Annotated in this window: 17 protein-coding genes; 9 read left to right on the plus strand and 8 right to left on the minus strand. The window is 45.2% G+C overall.

From position 1 onward, the window contains the following. Nucleotides 1–225: 225 nt before the first annotated feature. From IM462_RS14335 to IM462_RS14350, 4 genes are all read left to right on the plus strand, one after another. Nucleotides 226–1,047, plus strand: a complete 822-nt coding sequence (locus IM462_RS14335; protein WP_287704243.1) for a cell division protein FtsQ/DivIB — start codon at nucleotides 226–228, stop codon at nucleotides 1,045–1,047. Nucleotides 1,048–1,239: 192 nt separating this feature from the next. Continuing rightward, nucleotides 1,240–2,487, plus strand: a complete 1,248-nt coding sequence (gene ftsZ / locus IM462_RS14340; RefSeq protein WP_287704245.1) for a cell division protein FtsZ — start codon at nucleotides 1,240–1,242, stop codon at nucleotides 2,485–2,487. Nucleotides 2,488–2,493: 6 nt separating this feature from the next. Next, complete coding sequence (thiD, locus tag IM462_RS14345; RefSeq protein WP_287704247.1) at nucleotides 2,494–3,294, plus strand: bifunctional hydroxymethylpyrimidine kinase/phosphomethylpyrimidine kinase; 801 nt, start codon at nucleotides 2,494–2,496, stop codon at nucleotides 3,292–3,294. 7 nt (nucleotides 3,295–3,301) lie between these two features. Next, complete coding sequence (locus tag IM462_RS14350; protein WP_287704249.1) at nucleotides 3,302–3,787, plus strand: bZIP transcription factor; 486 nt, start codon at nucleotides 3,302–3,304, stop codon at nucleotides 3,785–3,787. A 337-nt stretch (nucleotides 3,788–4,124) separates the two neighbouring features. Here IM462_RS14350 and IM462_RS14355 read toward each other — a convergent pair whose 3' ends face one another. Next, entirely contained in the window at nucleotides 4,125–5,636 is a 1,512-nt protein-coding gene (locus tag IM462_RS14355; protein ID WP_287704251.1) for an ABC transporter permease subunit, read from the minus strand. A gap of 198 nt (nucleotides 5,637–5,834) precedes the next feature. Between IM462_RS14355 and IM462_RS14360 the strand changes: the two genes are divergently transcribed. From IM462_RS14360 to IM462_RS14380, 5 genes are all read left to right on the plus strand, one after another. Next, nucleotides 5,835–6,590 carry an amino acid ABC transporter ATP-binding protein gene (locus IM462_RS14360; protein WP_287704253.1) on the plus strand — a complete coding sequence of 252 codons (756 nt, stop codon included), beginning with the start codon at nucleotides 5,835–5,837 and terminating at the stop codon, nucleotides 6,588–6,590. A gap of 323 nt (nucleotides 6,591–6,913) precedes the next feature. Beyond that, nucleotides 6,914–7,264 carry a slr0373 family blue light stress response protein gene (locus tag IM462_RS14365; RefSeq protein ID WP_287704255.1) on the plus strand — a complete coding sequence of 117 codons (351 nt, stop codon included), beginning with the start codon at nucleotides 6,914–6,916 and terminating at the stop codon, nucleotides 7,262–7,264. Nucleotides 7,265–7,343: 79 nt separating this feature from the next. Then, the gene (ycf46, locus tag IM462_RS14370) at nucleotides 7,344–8,855 is read left to right on the plus strand and encodes a stress-responsive protein Ycf46 (protein ID WP_287704257.1); all 1,512 of its coding nucleotides are present in this window, start codon (nucleotides 7,344–7,346) and stop codon (nucleotides 8,853–8,855) included. Between the two features lie 134 nt (nucleotides 8,856–8,989). Beyond that, nucleotides 8,990–9,343, plus strand: a complete 354-nt coding sequence (locus tag IM462_RS14375) for a DUF1257 domain-containing protein (RefSeq protein WP_287704259.1) — start codon at nucleotides 8,990–8,992, stop codon at nucleotides 9,341–9,343. A gap of 100 nt (nucleotides 9,344–9,443) precedes the next feature. Next, nucleotides 9,444–10,100 carry a class I SAM-dependent methyltransferase gene (locus IM462_RS14380; protein ID WP_002741401.1) on the plus strand — a complete coding sequence of 219 codons (657 nt, stop codon included), beginning with the start codon at nucleotides 9,444–9,446 and terminating at the stop codon, nucleotides 10,098–10,100. 245 nt (nucleotides 10,101–10,345) lie between these two features. Here IM462_RS14380 and lysS read toward each other — a convergent pair whose 3' ends face one another. The 7 genes from lysS to IM462_RS14415 all read right to left on the minus strand — a co-directional run bounded on the left by lysS (nucleotide 10,346) and on the right by IM462_RS14415 (nucleotide 19,250). Further along, nucleotides 10,346–11,950 (minus strand): lysine--tRNA ligase, encoded by a 1,605-nt coding sequence (gene lysS, locus IM462_RS14385; RefSeq protein WP_287704263.1) that lies wholly within the window; start codon nucleotides 11,948–11,950, stop codon nucleotides 10,346–10,348. An 867-nt stretch (nucleotides 11,951–12,817) separates the two neighbouring features. After that, on the minus strand, nucleotides 12,818–13,597 hold the full coding sequence (locus IM462_RS14390; RefSeq protein WP_287704265.1) for an HNH endonuclease: 780 nt from the start codon (nucleotides 13,595–13,597) through the stop codon (nucleotides 12,818–12,820). Nucleotides 13,598–13,637: 40 nt separating this feature from the next. Then, nucleotides 13,638–14,723 carry an alanine dehydrogenase gene (gene ald, locus IM462_RS14395; RefSeq protein ID WP_287704267.1) on the minus strand — a complete coding sequence of 362 codons (1,086 nt, stop codon included), beginning with the start codon at nucleotides 14,721–14,723 and terminating at the stop codon, nucleotides 13,638–13,640. 83 nt (nucleotides 14,724–14,806) lie between these two features. Then, nucleotides 14,807–15,109 carry a DUF3181 family protein gene (locus tag IM462_RS14400; protein WP_287704269.1) on the minus strand — a complete coding sequence of 101 codons (303 nt, stop codon included), beginning with the start codon at nucleotides 15,107–15,109 and terminating at the stop codon, nucleotides 14,807–14,809. After that, entirely contained in the window at nucleotides 15,102–15,356 is a 255-nt protein-coding gene (locus tag IM462_RS14405) for a hypothetical protein (RefSeq protein WP_159294608.1), read from the minus strand. The genes IM462_RS14400 and IM462_RS14405 overlap by 8 nt, the downstream gene beginning before the upstream one ends. A 119-nt stretch (nucleotides 15,357–15,475) precedes the next feature. After that, on the minus strand, nucleotides 15,476–18,232 hold the full coding sequence (locus IM462_RS14410; protein ID WP_287704272.1) for a CHAT domain-containing protein: 2,757 nt from the start codon (nucleotides 18,230–18,232) through the stop codon (nucleotides 15,476–15,478). A 649-nt stretch (nucleotides 18,233–18,881) separates the two neighbouring features. Continuing rightward, nucleotides 18,882–19,250: a GxxExxY protein gene (locus IM462_RS14415; RefSeq protein WP_002736595.1), complete on the minus strand. Its 369-nt coding sequence runs from the start codon at nucleotides 19,248–19,250 to the stop codon at nucleotides 18,882–18,884. Nucleotides 19,251–19,583 lie beyond the last annotated feature (333 nt).

Below are 19,583 nucleotides of genomic sequence, written 5' to 3' on the forward strand. Positions count from 1 at the left end.
AGGCTGTTCTTGCCGAAATGCTCTTTCTGGCTGACCGTCGAAATATCTTGGCAAAAAGGAGCGTTTAGGTTTACTGGAGACAGACAAAAGAACGCCTGTAGACTACTACTGTTATAACATTGATTATCTCTTTCTTTGTCAAACTGGTTATTTGAGTAGCGATCAAGTTGCCAGCAGCCCACTTCGCGACCTAAGATAACAGCAAAACTGTCCCGGATTTCCCCTATGAGCGATCAAATCCTTTCTTCCCTCTCCCTGGAACAAAAACGACAAAACCTGCGCCACCAAAGGCGATCGAAGGTGTGGCAAGCCTTGGGTCGCTTTCTGGTGGTTAGTGGTTTAGCGACGGGATTAGCTTGGGGGATGACTTCACCCTATTGGACAATTACCAAGGCCGGACAGGTGGAAATCGCAGGCACGGAATTAATGTCGTCCGAGTCGATTCGTGCTTGGCTAAAATTAAGCTATCCTCTGTCTCTCTGGGAATTACCCACCCATCAATTGCGAGAAAAATTAGCGGCTATTCCCGCTATTGCCGATGTTAAGATCGAGCGGCAATTATTACCCCCGAAAGTGATTGTTTCTATTCAAGAAAGAAAACCTGTTGCCCGTTGGCGTTCCCATCAACAGCAAGGCTTTTTAGATGCCTCGGGAACGATAATTCCTCAAAACTATTATGGTCGAACTCTACCCAAAACCCAATTACCCAGCCTAGAAGTGCTTGGTTACGACCGACAATATCAACAACAGTGGCAAAAAATTTATCCCTTAATTGACAACTTATCCATTAAAGTTACCGCCATCGATTGGCGCAATCCTAGTAATCTTGTACTAAAAACCGAACTGGGGCAGGTCTATTTAGGTTTTTATAAAGATAGATTGCCGGAAAAATTAACCGCTCTCGTACAATCACGGCAATTGTCATCCAAGATACCTCTAGCGCGAATTATCTACATTGACCTGAGCAATCCCGATGCTCCCACTGTACAATTAAAACCGCAGCCAGCCCCTATGGTTGCCAAAGTAGCGGCAACTGGTAGGGATTAACTGGAATTGATCAGCAAAAAAACGCAATTATTCCCTTTAGGTATTGGCAAAAAAACCAAATTATGATTTTATGAACAAGAAACTGATACTGTAGATACTGGAACCGACATAATATTAGTGATAGTGTTAACAGTGCATCTCTGATTCATCAAACCAATAACAGAATCTTGTACTAATAGTGTTCCAATTCCAATGACATCGATTAATGAAATCGTTCCCACCTATCCCAATCTGAACAGTAACGATTATGCAAGTTCAGCTATGAGCGAAGATAATCATTACTCTCAGAATAATGCTGGAGTATTATTTACTCGTCCCCATGAATCACAGATGACACCCCGAGAAGAAAGTCGTAGTAATCGCATCGTGCCGAGCAATGTCGCCAAGATCAAGGTGATCGGGGTCGGCGGTGGGGGCTGTAACGCCGTTAACCGCATGATCGCCAGCGGCGTGACCGGAATCGAATTTTGGGCAATTAACACCGACGCCCAGGCCCTGGCCCACTCCTCCGCCCCCCAAAGGTTACAAATCGGGACAAAATTAACCCGCGGCCTAGGGGCGGGCGGCAATCCGGCCATCGGACAGAAAGCGGCGGAAGAATCCCGGGATGAAATCGCCCAAGCATTGGAAGGAACCGATCTAGTCTTTATTACCGCCGGCATGGGCGGCGGCACGGGAACGGGGGCTGCTCCAATTGTGGCCGAAATTGCCAAAGAAATCGGCTGTTTGACCGTGGGAGTTGTGACTCGTCCCTTTACCTTCGAGGGTCGTCGTCGCACTAATCAGGCCGATGAAGGGGTGGGCGGTTTACAAAGTCGGGTCGATACCCTGATTATTATCCCCAATAACCAGTTATTACAGGTAATACCCGCCGAAACTCCCCTACAGGAGGCTTTTCGCGTCGCTGATGATGTGCTGCGGCAAGGGGTACAGGGTATCTCGGATATTATCACTATCCCCGGTCTGGTGAATGTGGATTTCGCCGATGTGCGGGCAGTGATGGCCGATGCGGGTTCAGCCCTAATGGGCATCGGCATCGGTTCTGGAAAATCTCGGGCTAAGGAAGGAGCGATCGCGGCTATATCCTCGCCGTTACTGGAATCCTCGATCGAAGGGGCGAAAGGTGTAGTCTTTAACATCACTGGTGGTCAAGATCTAACCCTACATGAAGTCAATGCCGCCGCCGAAATTATCTATGAAGTAGTTGATCCCAACGCTAATATCATCTTTGGGGCAGTAATTGACGAGAAAATGCAGGGAGAAGTCAGAATTACCGTCATTGCCACCGGTTTTTCTGGCGATTCCCCCTCTCGTCCCACCGGTAGTAAGGTGGTGATCAATACCCCCGCACCCAGTCCGGCCCCGACTCCCGAACCAGCAAAACCCGCAGGATTAGATATCCCCGAATTCTTGCAACGTCGTCGTCCTTTTGATCGCTAACCTCCTATGACTGCCATTGCCCTCACCATCGCCGGTTCCGATAGTGGTGGCGGCGCGGGAATTCAAGCTGATTTGAAAACCTTCGCCTTCCACCGAGTTCACGGGACCTGCGCCCTTACCTGCGTTACCGCCCAAAATACTCTGGGGGTCGAGCGCGTCGAGTCCTTAAGTCCAGAAATGGTGACAGCCCAAATCGATGCCGTGGTCGGGGATCTGGGTGTGTCAGCGGTCAAGACGGGAATGCTGTTCAGCAGCGAGATTATCGAAGCAGTGGCCGAGGCGATCGAGCGCTGGCGTTTAATCAGTTTAGTGGTGGATCCGGTTATGGTTTCGCGGGTAGGAGCCAAATTAATTGATGATCGGGCTGTAGATAGTCTTTTTGATAGTTTAATTCCTCTGGCTTCGATTATTACCCCTAATCGTTACGAAGCGCAGCTTTTAAGTGGCATCGAGATCAATGATTTTGAGACGATGAAAGCGGCCGCCGAAATTATTTTCCAGAAGTCGGCCACACCGGTATTAGTGAAAGGGGGAGCCATGAAGGGCCGGCTGCGTGGGGTTGATATCTGCTTTGATGGACAGGAATGGGAAACTTTTCAGACCAGAAGCGTCGAAACCAATAACACTCACGGGACTGGTTGTACTCTATCGGCAGCGATCGCCGCTAACCTCGCTTTGGGGGATGACCTAAAAATAGCGGTGAAAAAAGCCAAGGATTACGTTACTAACGCCCTTGAGCATTCCCTTGCTATCGGTAGCGGAACCGGTCCTGTGGGGCATTTTTACTGCTTAAAAGCCCTAAATTAGTCGATTCATGACCAGTACGCCCCGTATTTCCCACCAAAGACCCCAGAGTTTCACCGGTCGCCCCTCGGTTCCCCTCTCGGTCTATCGAGAATTAGTCAAAGAATTGCAGGCCACCCAAGCACGGGTGGAATCTCTAGAAGCACAAAACCAGCAACTTGTCAAGAGTAATCGGCAATTACGTCAGGAAATCGAGACAGTAGTTGATCAGGGAAGACGATTAGAAAAAGTGGTAAAGAGTTTCGAGAGGAATCCCATCGAGGAACCCTCCTTCGTCATCCCGGTTCGTCCCCGTCTGGTTACACCCCCCTCCCCTTCGCTGCGGATTAAGGAAGAAATCCCAGTCACCCCTCCCATCACCGTTACTGCTTCAAAACAGCCATTTTCTAAAAATAGTTGGTTATTGGTCGGGTCAATTATTATCGTGGTTCTTACCTCTGGTTTAGGGGCTTTTTGGCTTATTTCTGCCTCTAGAAACGCGGGTTCGACCGACTGATTTACGGGTGATCTCACATTTGCAGAAATACCGACAATCAGCAATTATTAGTAACTCTTAAATTATTACGGATATATCAGCAGCTGGCTGTAAGCATCCCACCGAAAAGCTAATGCGCTCCAGGGTTTTGGTAGGGCTGATTCATTCTCCGAATCTAATTCTTTTTTTGCTACCTTTAATCGCTGTAGGTTGATTCATGAATCAACCTACTATAACTGGACTAGGGGAGCAGGGTAGGGCTGATTCATTCTCCGAATCTAATTCTTTTTTTGCTACCTTTAATCGCTTATGAGTTAAGCAAAGCACGAAGTTTAGTATCAGTTCCCATCTCTTGCCCCTAGGCTTTCTGTTCCTGTTTAGATTTATGTAGGGGATCCATATAAATCTCTAAGCGCTTAAATACCACAGAGGAAAGGGTAGTTAAAACCAAATAAACTAAAGCAACAGCGATATAAATCTCGAAAGCTTTATAGGTAGTGGCTACCATTAATTGACCTTGCCGGAATAATTCTTCAAAACCGATTACTGCCGCTAAACTGGTATCTTTAATTAGGGTGATAAATTCATTCCCCAACGGTGGCAACATCCGGCGAAAAGCTTGGGGAAAAATCACCTCGCGCATGGTTTGCACCGGGGACATTCCTAGACTAGAACAAGCTTCCCATTGACCATTATCGATCGATTGAATACCGCCGCGCATAATTTCAGCTAAATAGGCCGCCACATTTAAACTTAGGGCAAATAGGGCCGCTGGTAAACGATCTAAGTCGATATTTAAGCCAATTTCTCGGAACAATCCGGGCAAACCAAAATAGATCAAGAATAATTGCACCAGCATCGGTGTTCCCCGAAAGAAATCCACATAGATGCGGCAAATTGTTTTTAACCATTTGTAGGGAGAAATCAGGGCAATGGCCACTAAAGTTCCGCCGATTAACCCGAAAAGAAAAGACAGAACTGTTAACAGAATTGTCCAGGGAACCCCTTTCACAATAAGGTTATAGAATAATTCTCCCCAGTTAAAACTTGATTCCTGTAAATTATTTAAAGCTGGGGCAACTAAGGGTAATTCTGGCGGTTTTTCTCCAAACCATTGCCTAAAAATAACATCGTACTGACCACTTTCTATGACTCGACCGAGAGCATCATTAATTAACTGGAGATAGGGGGAATTTTTGGGTAAAGCAATCCCGTAGAATTCCTCTGTTAATAATTCTCCGACTACTTTTACTCTCCTTAAACCCGCTTGTTTAATTGCATACAAAGTCACGGGTTTATCGTTAACTACCGCCTCAACTCGACCATTAATTAATTCCTGCAAAGCTAAAGCCGCCGAGTCAAATTGACTAACCACTGCTCCGGGTATTTTTGTCGCTTCTAAGGCTCCTGTTGTGCCAATTTGGACGGCAATTCTTTTGCCTTTTAAGTCTTCAAAATTTCTAATCGTCTTATTATCTTCCCGAACAGCGATCGCTAAACCAGCCCTAAAATAAGGTCGAGAAAAAGAAATCGCTTGGGCCCGTTCGGCGGTGATGGTCATACCACTAATAGCGGCTTCCACTGTTCTCGCTTGTAGGGCCGGAATAATGCCATCAAAGGGTAAATTTCTAAAGTCAATGTTGAGATCGGCTTCCTCCCCAATCGCTCGCATTAAATCGATATCAAATCCGGTTAATTGTCCCCCTTGTTGAAATTCAAAGGGTGGAAAAGTCGCTTCCGTTGCTACTCGAAAAGGATTAGGAGGAGTCTGAGAAAAAGCCGGAATAACACTTAATCCGAGCGCTAAAACTAATCCTAACAAGGCAAAGATAACTCTCTGCACCACCCGCCCTCGCCAAAATTTAATCATTTTTTAATTGTTTCTCCTTGATTTTTTTGCTCAATTAAGTTAGTAATTTCGTCCTACTTCCCACCCAAGACAGATGTAGAGAGACTATTTGAGTATTATGATTATTCCTCTTGATAAAATGTCGTCAAGGATACAATCTGGCAGAAACTAATCTCGATACTTTTATACAGAATGTAAAATTTTTTACGAGAGGACATCATGACCACTACCACCCCTGTGATTGTTAGTGAAGGTTTACGCAAAAGTTACGGCTCTTTAGAGGTACTTAAAGGAGTTACAGGCACTCTTTATCAAGGGGATGTGGTATCGGTAATCGGTCCCTCTGGCTGCGGCAAAAGTACCTTTTTACGCTGTCTCAATCGTTTGGAAACAATTAACGGCGGCCGCTTGGAGGTGATGGGGATTGACATCTCTTCCCCGAAGTTAAATCAATCGGTCCTCCGCAACTTACGCAGCCGGGTAAGTATGGTGTTTCAACACTTTAATCTTTTTCCCCATCTCACCGTTTTACAAAACTTGATGTTGGCCCCCAAGCAAGTGTTACACCACCCGGAAAATGAGGCTAAGGATACGGCAATTCATTATCTGGAAAAGGTGGGTTTGGCCCCAAAAGCCGATGTTTATCCCGACCAATTATCGGGAGGACAAAAACAACGGGTGGCGATCGCTCGCAGTCTCTGCATGAAACCAGAGGTGATTTTATTTGATGAACCCACTTCGGCCCTGGATCCGGAATTAGTCGGGGAAGTGTTAAACGTTATGCGTCAATTGGCCGATGAGGGGATGACTATGGTAGTCGTCACCCACGAAATGCAGTTCGCTAAGGAAGTATCTAACAAGGTTTTGTTCTTTAATCAAGGTGTCATCGAAGAAGCAGGCGATCCCGACACCTTCTTTAATAATCCCCACAGCGAGCGCCTACAAGCCTTTTTAAGTCGCATCAATAGTAATTAGGGTTGGCTGAATTCAGGAGGCAAAAGACAGGAGACAGGAGGCAAAAGGCAAAAGGCAAAAGGCAAAAGGCAAAAGGCAAAAGGCAAAAGGCAAAAGGCAAAAGGCAAAAGGCAAAAGGCAGCTTTATTCTCCCCACACCCTACACCCCACACCCGTTCGGCTGAGCTCACGGCCGAAGCCCACACCCCACACCCCACACCCCACACCCCATCAATTGTAAAGAAATGTTACAATTGTGCCATCATAACAGCTTACCATCTTGACAGGGAGGAAAGACAGTGGTTATAGTAAGGACACATACCCGGGTAAACCAATTTAGTGATATGCAAGACAAGCAAAAAGTCACACTGTACCTTCCCCCTGGAGTCCATCGTCAACTAAAAATCAGAGCCGCAATCGATGAAGAATCGATGTCAGGGCTGGTGGAAAAAGCGATCGCTTTTTACCTGAAATACCCCGAAAAGGTAGAAGAAATCGAAGCCGCCGCCTATGGCAAAACCTATCAGGTTCATGTCTGTCCCGAGTGTGATGCCGCGTTAGTAATGAAAGAAGATCGGCTAAGGTCGATCAAACGCCAGCCCGGAATAGTGGGCGACGAGTTCCCGCTCGAAGTTCCCGAACCCGTTGGCGCTCAAGGAACCACAGAGGGAGAAGCAGCCTTAGTTCCCTGCTAAATTCTCAGTAGTCGAACAAGGCATCTACAGCCATCAGCCGCCCAAGGTCAAAACCGTTATCACAAATAGGGTCGATGTTATGAAAGAAGAGCTAGAAATTCTCGTCAAGGCTCAGTATCCCCTGATTTACCTCGTCACCTCCGAGGAGGAAAGGGCGGAAGAAGCCATCAGCAAAATAGCCCAACTAAATACACAACATCGACGGGTGTTTGTCTGGACTGTCACCCACGGCATGATCGAACTGGGTCAACCGCGCCAAACCAGTCAACATAATACCGTGTCGCCAGAAGCGGCGATCGAATGGGTAGTGCGTCAACGGGAAGCGGGCATCTACATCTTCAAAGACCTGCATCCGTTCATCACTTCTGCGCCGGTCAATCGCTGGTTAAGAGATGCGATCGCCAGCTTTAAAGGAACCGAAAAAATCATTATTCTAATGTCTCCCCTGCAAGAAGTCCCCATAGAACTAGAGAAAGACGTAGTAGTTCTAGATTTTCCCCTGCCGGATATGGGAGAGTTAGATACGGTTCTCTCGCAACATCTAGGCAAAAATCAAAATCGTCGTACCACCACGGAGGTCCGGGAAAAACTCCTGAAAGCGGCCTTGGGCTTAACCAAAGATGAAGCCGAAAAAGTTTACCGGAAAGCCCATGTAAAAGCGAACAAACTCACGGAAGACGAGGTAGAAATCGTCCTTTCTGAGAAAAAACAACTGATTCGCCGCAACGGAATCTTAGAATATATTGAAGAGGACGAGACCATCAATGCCGTCGGCGGTCTGGAAGAATTAAAAAGATGGTTAAAACAGCGCTCAAATGCCTTTACAGAAAGAGCCAGAGGTTACGGACTCCCCCAACCGAAAGGGATGCTAATTTTAGGAGTACCGGGCTGTGGTAAGTCCTTAATCGCTAAAACCACCTCGCGCCTCTGGAGTTTACCGCTCCTGCGCTTAGATATGGGACGGGTTTATGATGGTTCCATGGTGGGACGGTCCGAGGCTAACCTGCGTAATGCCCTAAAAACCGCCGAATCCATCTCTCCGGCCATTCTTTTCATCGATGAATTAGATAAAGCTTTTGCCGGTGGCACAGGATCCGCCGATTCCGATGGGGGAACCTCTAGCCGCATCTTCGGCTCCTTCCTGACTTGGATGCAGGAAAAAACCTCTCCCGTCTTCGTCATGGCCACAGCTAACCGGATTGAACGGCTACCGGGGGAATTTCTCCGCAAGGGGCGCTTCGATGAACTCTTCTTTGTCGATTTGCCCAATTCCGAAGAAAGACAAGATATCTTTAATATTCACCTGACTAAACGACGCTCCGACATTTCTCGCTTCGATTTGGAGCAGTTAGCCAAGGTATCCGATGGGTTTTCCGGTGCGGAAATAGAACAGGCGCTGATTGCCGCCATGTATGAGGCCTTCGCCCAAGATCGCGAATTCACGCAATTAGACATTATTGCGGCGATTAAGGCGACTCTGCCCCTATCTCGCACCATGACCGAACAGGTAACTGCCCTGCGTGATTGGGCCAGACAACGCGCCCGACCTGCTTCGGCCTCCGTCGCTGAGTACCAGCGATTGGAGTTCTAACAGACTTTCGCCCGCTCCCAACGGGATGAAAGGCTAGTTCTCAGGGACTAGCAATGCCTCGAAAAGCCGCTTGGCGGCACTCTTTAACTCTCAATCTGTTGTTGTTGATTCTTATCTACAAAGAGGAAATTCCAATGTCTCATTTCAGCACTCTCCGGACCAAAATCACCGATGCCGAAATCCTCAAAGCTTCTCTCCGCGACCTCGGTATTAGCGTAAAAACCGAAGCTGATGTTCGTGGTTACAACGGTCAACGGGTTCGCTCCGACATCGTTGCTGTTCTCGATGGCGAATATGATCTCGGTTGGACCCGCAATACCGACGGCAGTTTCGATTTAATCGCTGACCTCTGGGGTGTAGCCAAAAAACACAATCAAACCGAATTGATCAACTCGATCAACCAAAAATACGCTGTGAACAAAACCCTATCCGAAGTGAAACAGCGCGGTCTGCAAAACGCTAACGTTAAGCTAGTCGTTCAAAGCTAAGATTTACAGCGCGTTCCCAAGCCTAGGGGTTGACCAGTTCGGTTAACCCTTTTTTCTGTCTGTGGGGTATGTTAAGAATAGTAAAATTAACTTGACAAAAATGCTCCGACCCGAAGAAAGAACTAAACTCGATCCGACCAAAGACAGCGATTTTTATGCTTTTCCCCGCTTTGTCACCCACGTGGATGAGGGTTTTATCGATCGATTAACCGCTCTCTATCGAGAGATATTATCGCCGAATACGCGCATTTTAGACCTGATGAGCAGCTGGGTGTCCCATTTACCGGAGGAGATGGAATTCGAGCATATCGAAGGTCACGGGATGAATAGGGAGGAGTTAGCCAAAAATCCCCGCTTGCATAGTTATTTTGTCCAAGATCTCAATGCACAGCCAAAATTGCCCCTAGGGGATAGTTCTTTTGATGCGGTGTTAATCACGGTGTCGGTGCAGTATTTGCAGTATCCAGAGGCGATTTTTGCGGAACTGTATCGCATTTTAAAGCCTAATGGTCTGGTGGTGGTCAGTTTTTCCAATCGGATGTTTTACCAAAAAGCGATCGCTGCTTGGCGCGATAATAGCGATTTAGGCCGGGTGGCGTTAGTGAAATCCTATTTTAAATCGGTGGCGGGATTTAGGGAAGTACAGGCGATCGTTCGTCCTGCTACTACCCCCAGTTTCCTGCAAATGTTAGGAATTATGGTTGCTGATCCCTTCTATGCAGTGATAGGAAAAAAAGAATCTTCTCTAGGATTATAATCACCGTTAACAATCAGATGGCTATTCCGATAATATCTGTAATTCGTTGGAATAGCCTATTTGATCTCTCCTGGTTTGTTGTTCACTTGTGTTGGATGTAATTCCTCCGCAAACTGTAAACTAAAAGATTTGTGTAAATATTGCCAGAGGATTTCACGAATATTTGCAAGAATATCTCGATCTACAATATCAACTGATAATGCAAACTGGAGTAGGTACTCTCTAAAGCTGTTGAACAGCAATAATTACCTCGAAATCGTTGGCGTTTTTTCAAGAAAACTTACTACATTTTTTATTCTATCAATCACAAAATCACGCTCTAAATAAGACAATAAAGCTCCAGCTTTTGGCCCACGCTCTTTACCTAAGAACGATAAATAAACAGCTTTAAATGCAAGGGGTTGCTGCATTTCTAACTCTTTTGCTGTTGCAAATAAAGTTGTTTGCAATTCGTCAGCTTCCCAAACCTTAACATCTGTCAAGCTATGAGTTAGCTGTCTGAGATAAGCAACCTGCTCCTGAGTCAAGTCCCTAACTTTCTCAGGAACCCTGTCAAGATAAAGAACCAATTTCTCTTCTTCGTCAGCATAGTCCGCCAACCATTTTTGGGCAACTGAAATCCTTTGATTGGCAATTTGCCAATCATATTCGTTTAAAGGCTGAGTACTACGTTTTTCAATCTCTTGACGAATATCGAGGTGAGGCACTTGCAGTAAAGAAATCAGCGTGCTGAGATCAACAGGATGGTAAGGCTTAATCACTCCATCAAGTTGAGAGTAAAATAATGGCATTAACTCTTCAGGCAAAGCAGATTCTTGCTGGGCATCTGCTGATAAAGCTTGATACTTATCAGCTAGAGAATCGTAGTCTCTAAATAGCCTGGTTGTCGTTTCATAATTGGGCGCAAAGTTAATAACTGTCTTAGGCTGAGTTCGTAGCATTAAAAATCGAAGTAGCTCAGGAGGAAGCAACTCAGCGATTTCTTTGGCGCTTGAACCAACCCCCTTTGATGAACTCATCTTCGTGCCATTGACCAAAATGAATTCGTAGGGTGAATGGAAAGGTGGCTGTTTTCGTAGCACTTTTCGACAAATTGCATTCGCAACATCTCTAGATCCTCCTTTCTGGGAGTGATCTTTACCCGCAAGCTCAATGGTGATTCCCAATAAATCCCACTTTGCCACCCACTCAACTTTCCAAGGTAATTTACCATTGCCATCAAAAGGAGAAACCCAGCCTGAATGACCACAACCTTGAACCCAATCCGTTGCATCAGGCTTGCAAGTGTAGAAAACTTCTGACCCGTTATAATCTGACACCACCGTTGTTGCAATCTTGCCGCAATTTTCACAAGCGATCTGAAAGGGATACCAGTTATCTGGCCGACGCGCTTTGCTTACCTCTAGATAGGCTTCTCTGACCAAATGAGCGTTTTTGAGGAAGGTATCAATGTAGGAATTTAATCGACCTGAGCGGTATAGATCACGCAAATAGTAAACCTCTGGTCTAACCCCCAAATGCTCGAAAACCTCTAGAAACTCCCCCATGAAGTACTTTGCATAATCGCTGGCACTATTGTCCGGTGAAGGGACATTGCAAAGGGGAAACCCTAAGTAAGGTGCAAACTTCTCTCGATCGAGATAATGGGGAACAGTATCAAGTGCATCATAATCATCAACACCATAGAGGAATTTCGATGATTTACCAGAATGTTTCAAGGCTCGATCAATCACATCATGGATCACAACCCCTCTCAACGATCCAACATGAACTCTTCCAGATGGGGTTTTTGAATCGTTGACAACTTGGTTTCCTTGTGCATCCGCAGCAATTTTGTCGGCCCAAAACATGAATTAACCTTATGTATCTACAGTCTTTACATTTTACATTCTAAAGGAATATCTAACACTTGACATAGTGAGTTATCTGGAGTACGTCGAGATGAGGTGTAAATCTTTAGCGTGGGTTCAGGGGATCGTCTTCTTTGTGCCATTTAACCTCAAGACAAGATATCTTTAATATTCCTAGACTTCCCCTGTATAAACATACTAGCTATGGCTAAAAGTCTTACAGAGCCTGAGTTAAATCAACACAATACTAATGGACTATTGCACACAAAATCCTGAAGTCGTTACGCAGATAGGGTTTGAGGCAAAAACTTTCAAATTTGACCTTTAGACCATTATAGCTTGTTTCGGGGCATAAAACCAGCAAAAACATGGCTAAAGAGGGAATCGCTTACTCTAGAGATTAATGACACTATCTGTTACCATCAGGTTAGCGATCACTATACAGCCAACTCTACGGAATCGCTCTACTCCAGATATAGTCAACGGTACAGCGGCTCGACGGCCCGACTGAGCATCGCCGAACGTCCATTTTTAAGCGAAAAATGTACTCAGTAGCCTCTTTTCAATTTTTTCTGAGAAGCGACCTGCAGTAAAGGTTTTGTTGATTTTTTAGTATTTATCTATGGGGGAAGTCCAGATATATTTTCAAATCCTCGAACAGCAGATTTTTTATTAGTTATATAAATATGTTGATCAATATTCTTGATTTCCTTATTTTTGAGAAAAATATAGATAACCGCATAGGTCAGAAATGTTGAATCCTTAGATAAAACTTTATACACAAGCTGAAATTGCAAAAGTGTTTTAGAAAAACTAAATCATCAACAAAGTAATGCAATTGAGAATTTAATTGACCTTATACTATTTTTAGCCCTGAAATATATGATAGCGATGATAGTTTAAAAAATCTAAATCTGGTGAGAAGCGATCGGGAACATTTAAAGTTTTACCGCGATAGTTGATAAAATTTAGTTCTAACGTCTCGCTACCTTGATCCTGAGCCTTTTTTTCGATCTCATGGCCAATAATTAATCTTAAATCCTCATCGAAACTAATTAAACCTCGATCGAAAGCAATATCATGAGTACGAGCTAGGCACAAGCCATTATGAGGGTTTAAACGCTGTTCGGGAAATTGACTCCAGGGTAATATATGACTAGCTGTTAATAACAGAGGAATGGGATTTCCTGTAATACAGCAACGATAGTTATATAGGGCTAAAATTGTCTTTCTAAAAAAGTTTTGTCCGATTCTAACTTTTCTGATTGCCTCGGTTTCTGTTTTGATCTTTTCCGAAAAATCAAGTCTAGTAAAATCCTCTTGCTGTTCGTTGATAACTCCTAAAAGAACTTGTAATTTTTCCTCACTTTCTAGGGCTAATTCTGTCCAGTTATCATCGAACTCCTGCCAGATTTGTCGATCAGCTTTACTGATACCTTTTAACCCCTGTACTCCTCGCAATTGATGCCTGGGATCGAGAGAACCAAAATTACATAATTTCATCACCAGGGCCGATGGTGTTCGCTGTAACTTTTCAGCGACTTCGATAATAACAGGATTATTGGTGTGGAATTGTCCATAGGGAAATTTATAGTATAAATTGAGAGCGATCAGCAGCTCATCCCTTGTCCATAAATTCTTAGTCATAGCCCTTGGAAAATACCACCATCAGCCCTGAAATTACTGCTCAAATCAAATCGGGAAAAACTTCGCGCACTGCTGGATGAATTAACCGATGATTGGCGACATTTAACCCCTTAGCGAGGGAAACATCTTGATCCAAGGCTTTTAACCCATGGTCGGCTAATTTAATAACGTAGGGTAGGGTACTATTATTTAAAGCTTGAGTTGCCGTCCAGGGGACTGCTCCTGGCATATTAGGCACTCCATAATGTACTACTCCCGACTCCAGGTAAGTCGGTTGACTGTGGGAAGTGGCCCGCAGAGTTTCCACGCAGCCGCCTTGGTCCACTGCCACATCGACAATTACGGAACCAGGGTTCATTTTGGCGACTAAAGAGCTAGAAACTAGAGTCGGCGCTCGTTTTCCCAAGACTAGCACTGCTCCAATCAATAAATCGGCCTTAGGAACCACATTTTCTAATTGTGCCGGGCTACTGTAAAGCAATTCTACCCTGGAACCGAATAAAGTCTCTAAATAGGCCAAGCGCTCGACGTTAATATCTAAAATAGTTACTTTTGCCCCCATACCGATGGCAATTCTGGCCGCTTCCGTACCCACCACACCACCGCCAAGGATAACCACTTGTCCAGGACTCACCCCGGGGAAACCCCCCAGTAAAACTCCCCTACCCCCCTGTTGTTTTTCCAGATAGCGGGCCCCAAATTGTACCGAAAGACGACCGGCAATAACACTCATGGGAGTTAAGAGAGGCAAGCGACCATCGGCAAGCTCGACCGTTTCATAGGCGATCGCAGTTGTTCCCGACTCGATTAATGCTTCCGTTAAATAGCGCTCGGCCGCTAGGTGTAAATAGGTGAAAAGGAGAGCTTCCTTGTTTAAAAAACCGTATTCTGCCTTAAGCGGCTCTTTTACCTTAACAACTAGCGATTTATCCCAGACTTGGGCTGCTTTTTCCACAATTTTGGCCCCGGCTTTTTGGTAATCTTCATCGCTGAATCCAGCACCCAATCCGGCGGCCGTTTCCACAAATACCCTGTGACCGCGATCATTGAGTACACGCACACTACTGGGACTTAAACCGACGCGAAACTCTTGATCTTTAATCTCTTTGGGAACACCTATTTCCATGGTTTGCTTCTGGGGGACTATTTCTAACTACTTTAGCCTGTTAGTCCTAGTCTGCGAGTAATCAGACATACTATGTGGAAATTTTAGCGACTTTTTTGGTATTCTTCGAGCAAATCGATTAAATCCACCTGACATTTGCTGGGTAACAAATCCGCTAGAGAAACTTGCAGATGACCACCTCCGAGGGTGACTTTTATCTCCCGCAGGATAGACATGACTGCATTCTCGCTTAAGCTGTCGTTTTCGAGCAAAGGGAAGACTTTTTCGGCAACGACGCTGTGTAAATGTGCTTCCCGGAGATAGAGATGCCATTTAGCCACATCAATATAGATATTGTCGCCGATTTGGGCCGCCAGATTTTCGATGTCCTGAGTTGTGTTAGCCATGGGATGTTACCGAGTAGTTAGCGATCGCCGCTATATAAATCAAATGTCCCACCAGTAGAATAGCCCAAATTCCCGTGAACAGATTTAACCAAGTCCAATCGGAGAATTTAATGATATGAAAAAACCACAACCCTGAATTAATCGCTAAAAAAGCCGCTACATGAACGGCGAAATTCATGCGATCATCTAAACGTCGGAAAGCGGGATCGTTTTTGCGATCGGGTTGACGGGGCCAACGAGGAGGCATAAGCAGTGATCAGTGATCAGTTATCAATTATCAGTGTACCGTTTTTTTAGCCAATAGATTTTGTCTTTGATCCCCCCTGCCCCCCTTGATAAGGGGGGTGGCGATCCCCCTGCTCCCTGCTACCTGCCACTTGCTCCCAACTCTTGACCATCTCCAATCAGGATAAACGCCGCCCAAAAGAAAGGATGAAGGTCAATATGGGCGAGTTTTGCTTGACGGAGGGCTTCCGCTTTGGTCATGCCCTGTTGTAAATTGGCATAAAATTGATTTAAAATCGCCGCCGTGGGCAATTCTGGGCTGTTTTGTTGGGGGTATTGCAGAAAATCGGTGGCATTCCAAAGACTGGCGAGGGTGGTTTTGGCCCCCGCTCTTTCCCAAACATAGGCCAAACCCGCCAAACCGACTCCATCCACTTCCCGCGCCGTTTCACAAGCGCCAATAGTAATCAGTTCGGTGTTTTGCAGTCCCAGTTTCACGGCATCTTTGAGTTCATACTCTCTCTTGTTGGCAAACAGTAGGGTATTCGGTTTCATGCCTAGGCTAGGACACCCCTCTGGACGGAAACAACCATGAGTGCCTAAGTGCAGAATAGGAAACCGAGGCGATTGGCTTAAAAAGGCGTCGAGGGTGGCTTGTTGGTGTTTGTAGATTTGGCTGTTGGCATAGGTTTTTTGCAGAAAGTCGGCTTGAGCTTCTGTGCCGATTAATTCGACTTGGGTGGGACGGGGATTAGCAAAGACGAGGACACTAGGATTATTGACTTTCGGCGTGGGTTGGGGCTGCACTTTACTCAGACGGGTGAGGTAGTGAATGGGATATTTTTGCAGGAGATACTGTTGAGTTTGGTTGTCGTAGAGGGTTTCAAAGGGGATTCTTTGCAAAGCACCCGTGGCAATGATGGCCAGGGTTTGATTCGGGGCAATTTGGCCTTCAATGGGACGAATCAGCAGGTCATAGAGTTGGGAACTGAGGGCGCGATCGACGATTTCTAGGTCGCTTTCCAGTTGGCTGGCGTAGCGTTGCAAAAGCTGATTAAGATCTTTAGGGACGGGAACTTGCTGAACCTTAAGGGTGGTACGGGTGAGGATAAAGAGGGCAACGGTATGTTCAACGTTATCTGTCCCTGTGAGTAGGACGGGTTGGAGGAGGGTGGTATTAGCAGGTAGATTGGCTTGCAGTTGGGCGAGGTCGGTGGGGGTAATTTCCAGTAAATCGGCTAATTCGGGGTATTTTTCCACAAGGATTTCCGCTTGTTCGCTGAGGGCGGCTCGTTGTTGCAGGACTTGTTGGGAGAGGGTGTCGCTGAAGTTGGTTTGTAATTCTTGGCGCAGGGCTTCCAGTTGCCGTGCCTGTGCTTTCCACTCCTGATAAGCTTGATTGGCGACGGGATTTTTGACTTGTCCTTCTGTTCCTGCAAGGCGATCGTAATCCACGAGGTCAAAAGTGGTGCTGATATTTGCCCATTCAAAGGCTTTTTGAGGGGAATTCTGGCGAATCAGGAGATCCACTAGGGCGATGCTTGTCCCTTGCTCACTTTCTAGGAAGGTTGCCCGCAAGGAACGGCTAACTCCCCGCCGTAGCTCCAGAATCAGATTAGCGGATTGTTCCAAATAGTCCAAAGCCTTCTGTTTCTCCCCTAAAGCAGAATAGACACCACCAATATTATTCAGAGTAGTGGCTTCCCCAGAGCGATCGCCCACCGCCCGCCTTAAGGGTAATGCCTGTTGCAAGTAGTCTAAAGCCTTCTGTTTCTCCCCTAAATCATCATAGACACCACCAATATTATTGAGAAGTCCGGCTTCCCCAGAGCGATAGCCCACTGCCCGCGATAAGGGTAAAGCCTGTTGGTAGTAGTCTAAAGCCTTCTGTTTCTCCCCTAAAGCAGAATAGACAGAACCGATATTGTTGAGCGTCACGGCTTCCCCAGAGCGATCTCCCACCGCCCGTGATAAGGGTAAAGCCTGTTGGTAATAGTCTAATGCCTTTTGTTTCTCCCCTAAATCTCCATAGACAGCCCCAATATTATTGAGAGTGGCGGCTTCCCCTGCGCGATCGCCTCCTGCCCGTCTTAAGAGTAAAGCCTGTTGGTAGTAGTCTAAAGCCTTCTGTTGCTCCCCTAAAGCAGAATAGACAGCCCCAATATTACTGAGAGTGGCGGCTTCCCCTGCGCGATCGCCTCCTGCCCGTCTTAAGAGTAAAGCCTGTTGGTAGTAGTCTAAAGCCTTCTGTTGCTCCCCTAAATCTGAATAGACACCACCAATATTATTGAGAGTGGCGGCTTCCCCTGCGCGATCGCTCACCGCCCGTCTTAAGGGTAAAGCCTGTTGGTAGTAGTCCAAAGCTTTTTGCTTTTCTCCTAAAGCACCATAGACAAAACCGATACCATGGATGATAGCGGCTTCCCCAGAGCGGTCGCCAACCGCCCGCGATAGAGGTAAAGCCTGTTGGTAGTAGTCCAATGCTTTTTGCTTTTCCCCTAAATCTGCATAGACACCCCCCATATTATTGAGAGTAATGGCTTCCCCTGCGCGATCGCCCACCGCCCGCGATAGAGGTAAAGCCTGCTGGTAATAGTCTAATGCCTTCTGTTTATCTCCTAAAGCATTATAGACAAAACCGATATTATTGAGGACGACCGCTTGCTCTGATTTGCTGTCGAGTTGCTGATAAAGCTTTAACGCCTGTTGGTACTTCCCTAATGCCCCCTGATAGCCTTCTAATGTTCCCGACTGGAACAATTCAAATGCTTCTTGAAGTAATCGATCGGCTTCTTGACGTAAATCCGTCTGCACCAATAGGGGGGAAGCCATAACCGTCAAATGCGGCGCTGTTACGACTAGCCCTAGACTGAGTAAGATCCCTAAACCTGTCTTCATTGCTTCCCCTCGCCAGACTCAAATGATTCTTTATATTATCTCAACAATGCCAGTATCAGGATTTTGAGGATTGGAGGATTTTCAGGATAGATATAATATTCTTTATGATCCTTTAATTATAGACTCTTCACAAGTCACCTAATCCTGTTAATCCCTTAATCCTAAAAATCCTGATCTCAGGATGGGGTTGAGGGTGGGTGTCCTATTCCCTGTATCTTTTAATTATCTACTCCTTGCCAATAACCTAATCCTGTTAATCCCTTAATTCTCAATCCCAGTATCAGGATTTTGAGGATTTGAGGATTTTCAGGATAGATATAATGTTCTTTATGATCCTTTAATTATCTACTCCTTGCCAATAACTTAATCTTGTTAATCCCTTAATCCTCAATCCCAGTATCAGGATTTTGAGGATTTGAGGATTTTCAGGATAGATATAATATTCTTTATGATCCTTTAATTATCTACTCCTTGCCAATAACTTAATCCTGTTAATCCCTTAATCCTCAATCCCAGTATCAGGATTTTGAGGATTTGAGGATTTTCAGGATAGATATAATGTTCTTTATGATCCTTTAATTATGTACTCCTTGCCAATAACTTAATCTTGTTAATCCCTTAATCCTCTAAATCCTGATACTGATATTTGTTATCTATTATTAAATATCTTTTTGTATTCTAAACTCGTTGCGCCAAAGTTAATTAATAGACCAACAGGAAAATTATAAGCAACGACGTAATTTTTTGCTTGTGCAAGATGGACAGCTTCTAGGCGAATTACCGCTTTTAATTCGACAATGACTTTTCCTTCTACGGTAAAATCAGCGCGTCTTGTTCCGACTTGTATTCCTTCATAAAAGATAAGTTGTTCTTTTTCTCTTTCAAAGGTTAATCCTGTTTTTCCTAATTCAATATCGAGACATCTTTGATAGATGACTTCTTGAAACCCATTTCCCAGTGTTCGATGGATTTTCATACAACAACCAATAATTTTATAGGTGATTTCGTCTAATTCCATAATACCAGTATCAGGATTTTGAGGATTGTAGGATTTTCAGGATAGGGTTGGGGGTGGGTGTCCTATTCCCTGCATCCTTTAATTATAGACTTTTCACAAGTCACCTAATCCTGTTAATCCCTTAATCCTCAATGCCAGTATCAGGATTTTGAGGATTGGAGGATTTTCAGGATAGATATAATATTCTTTATGATCCTTTAATTATAGACTCTTCACAAGTCACCTAATCCTGTTAATCCCTTAATCCTCAATGCCAGTATCAGGATTTTGAGGATTGGAGGATTTTCAGGATGGATATTATAGTCTTTTTATCCTTTAATTATAGACTCTTCA

The sequence above is a fragment of the Microcystis sp. M144S2 genome (genome assembly GCF_020246065.1).
Lineage (GTDB): Bacteria > Cyanobacteriota > Cyanobacteriia > Cyanobacteriales > Microcystaceae > Microcystis > Microcystis ichthyoblabe_A.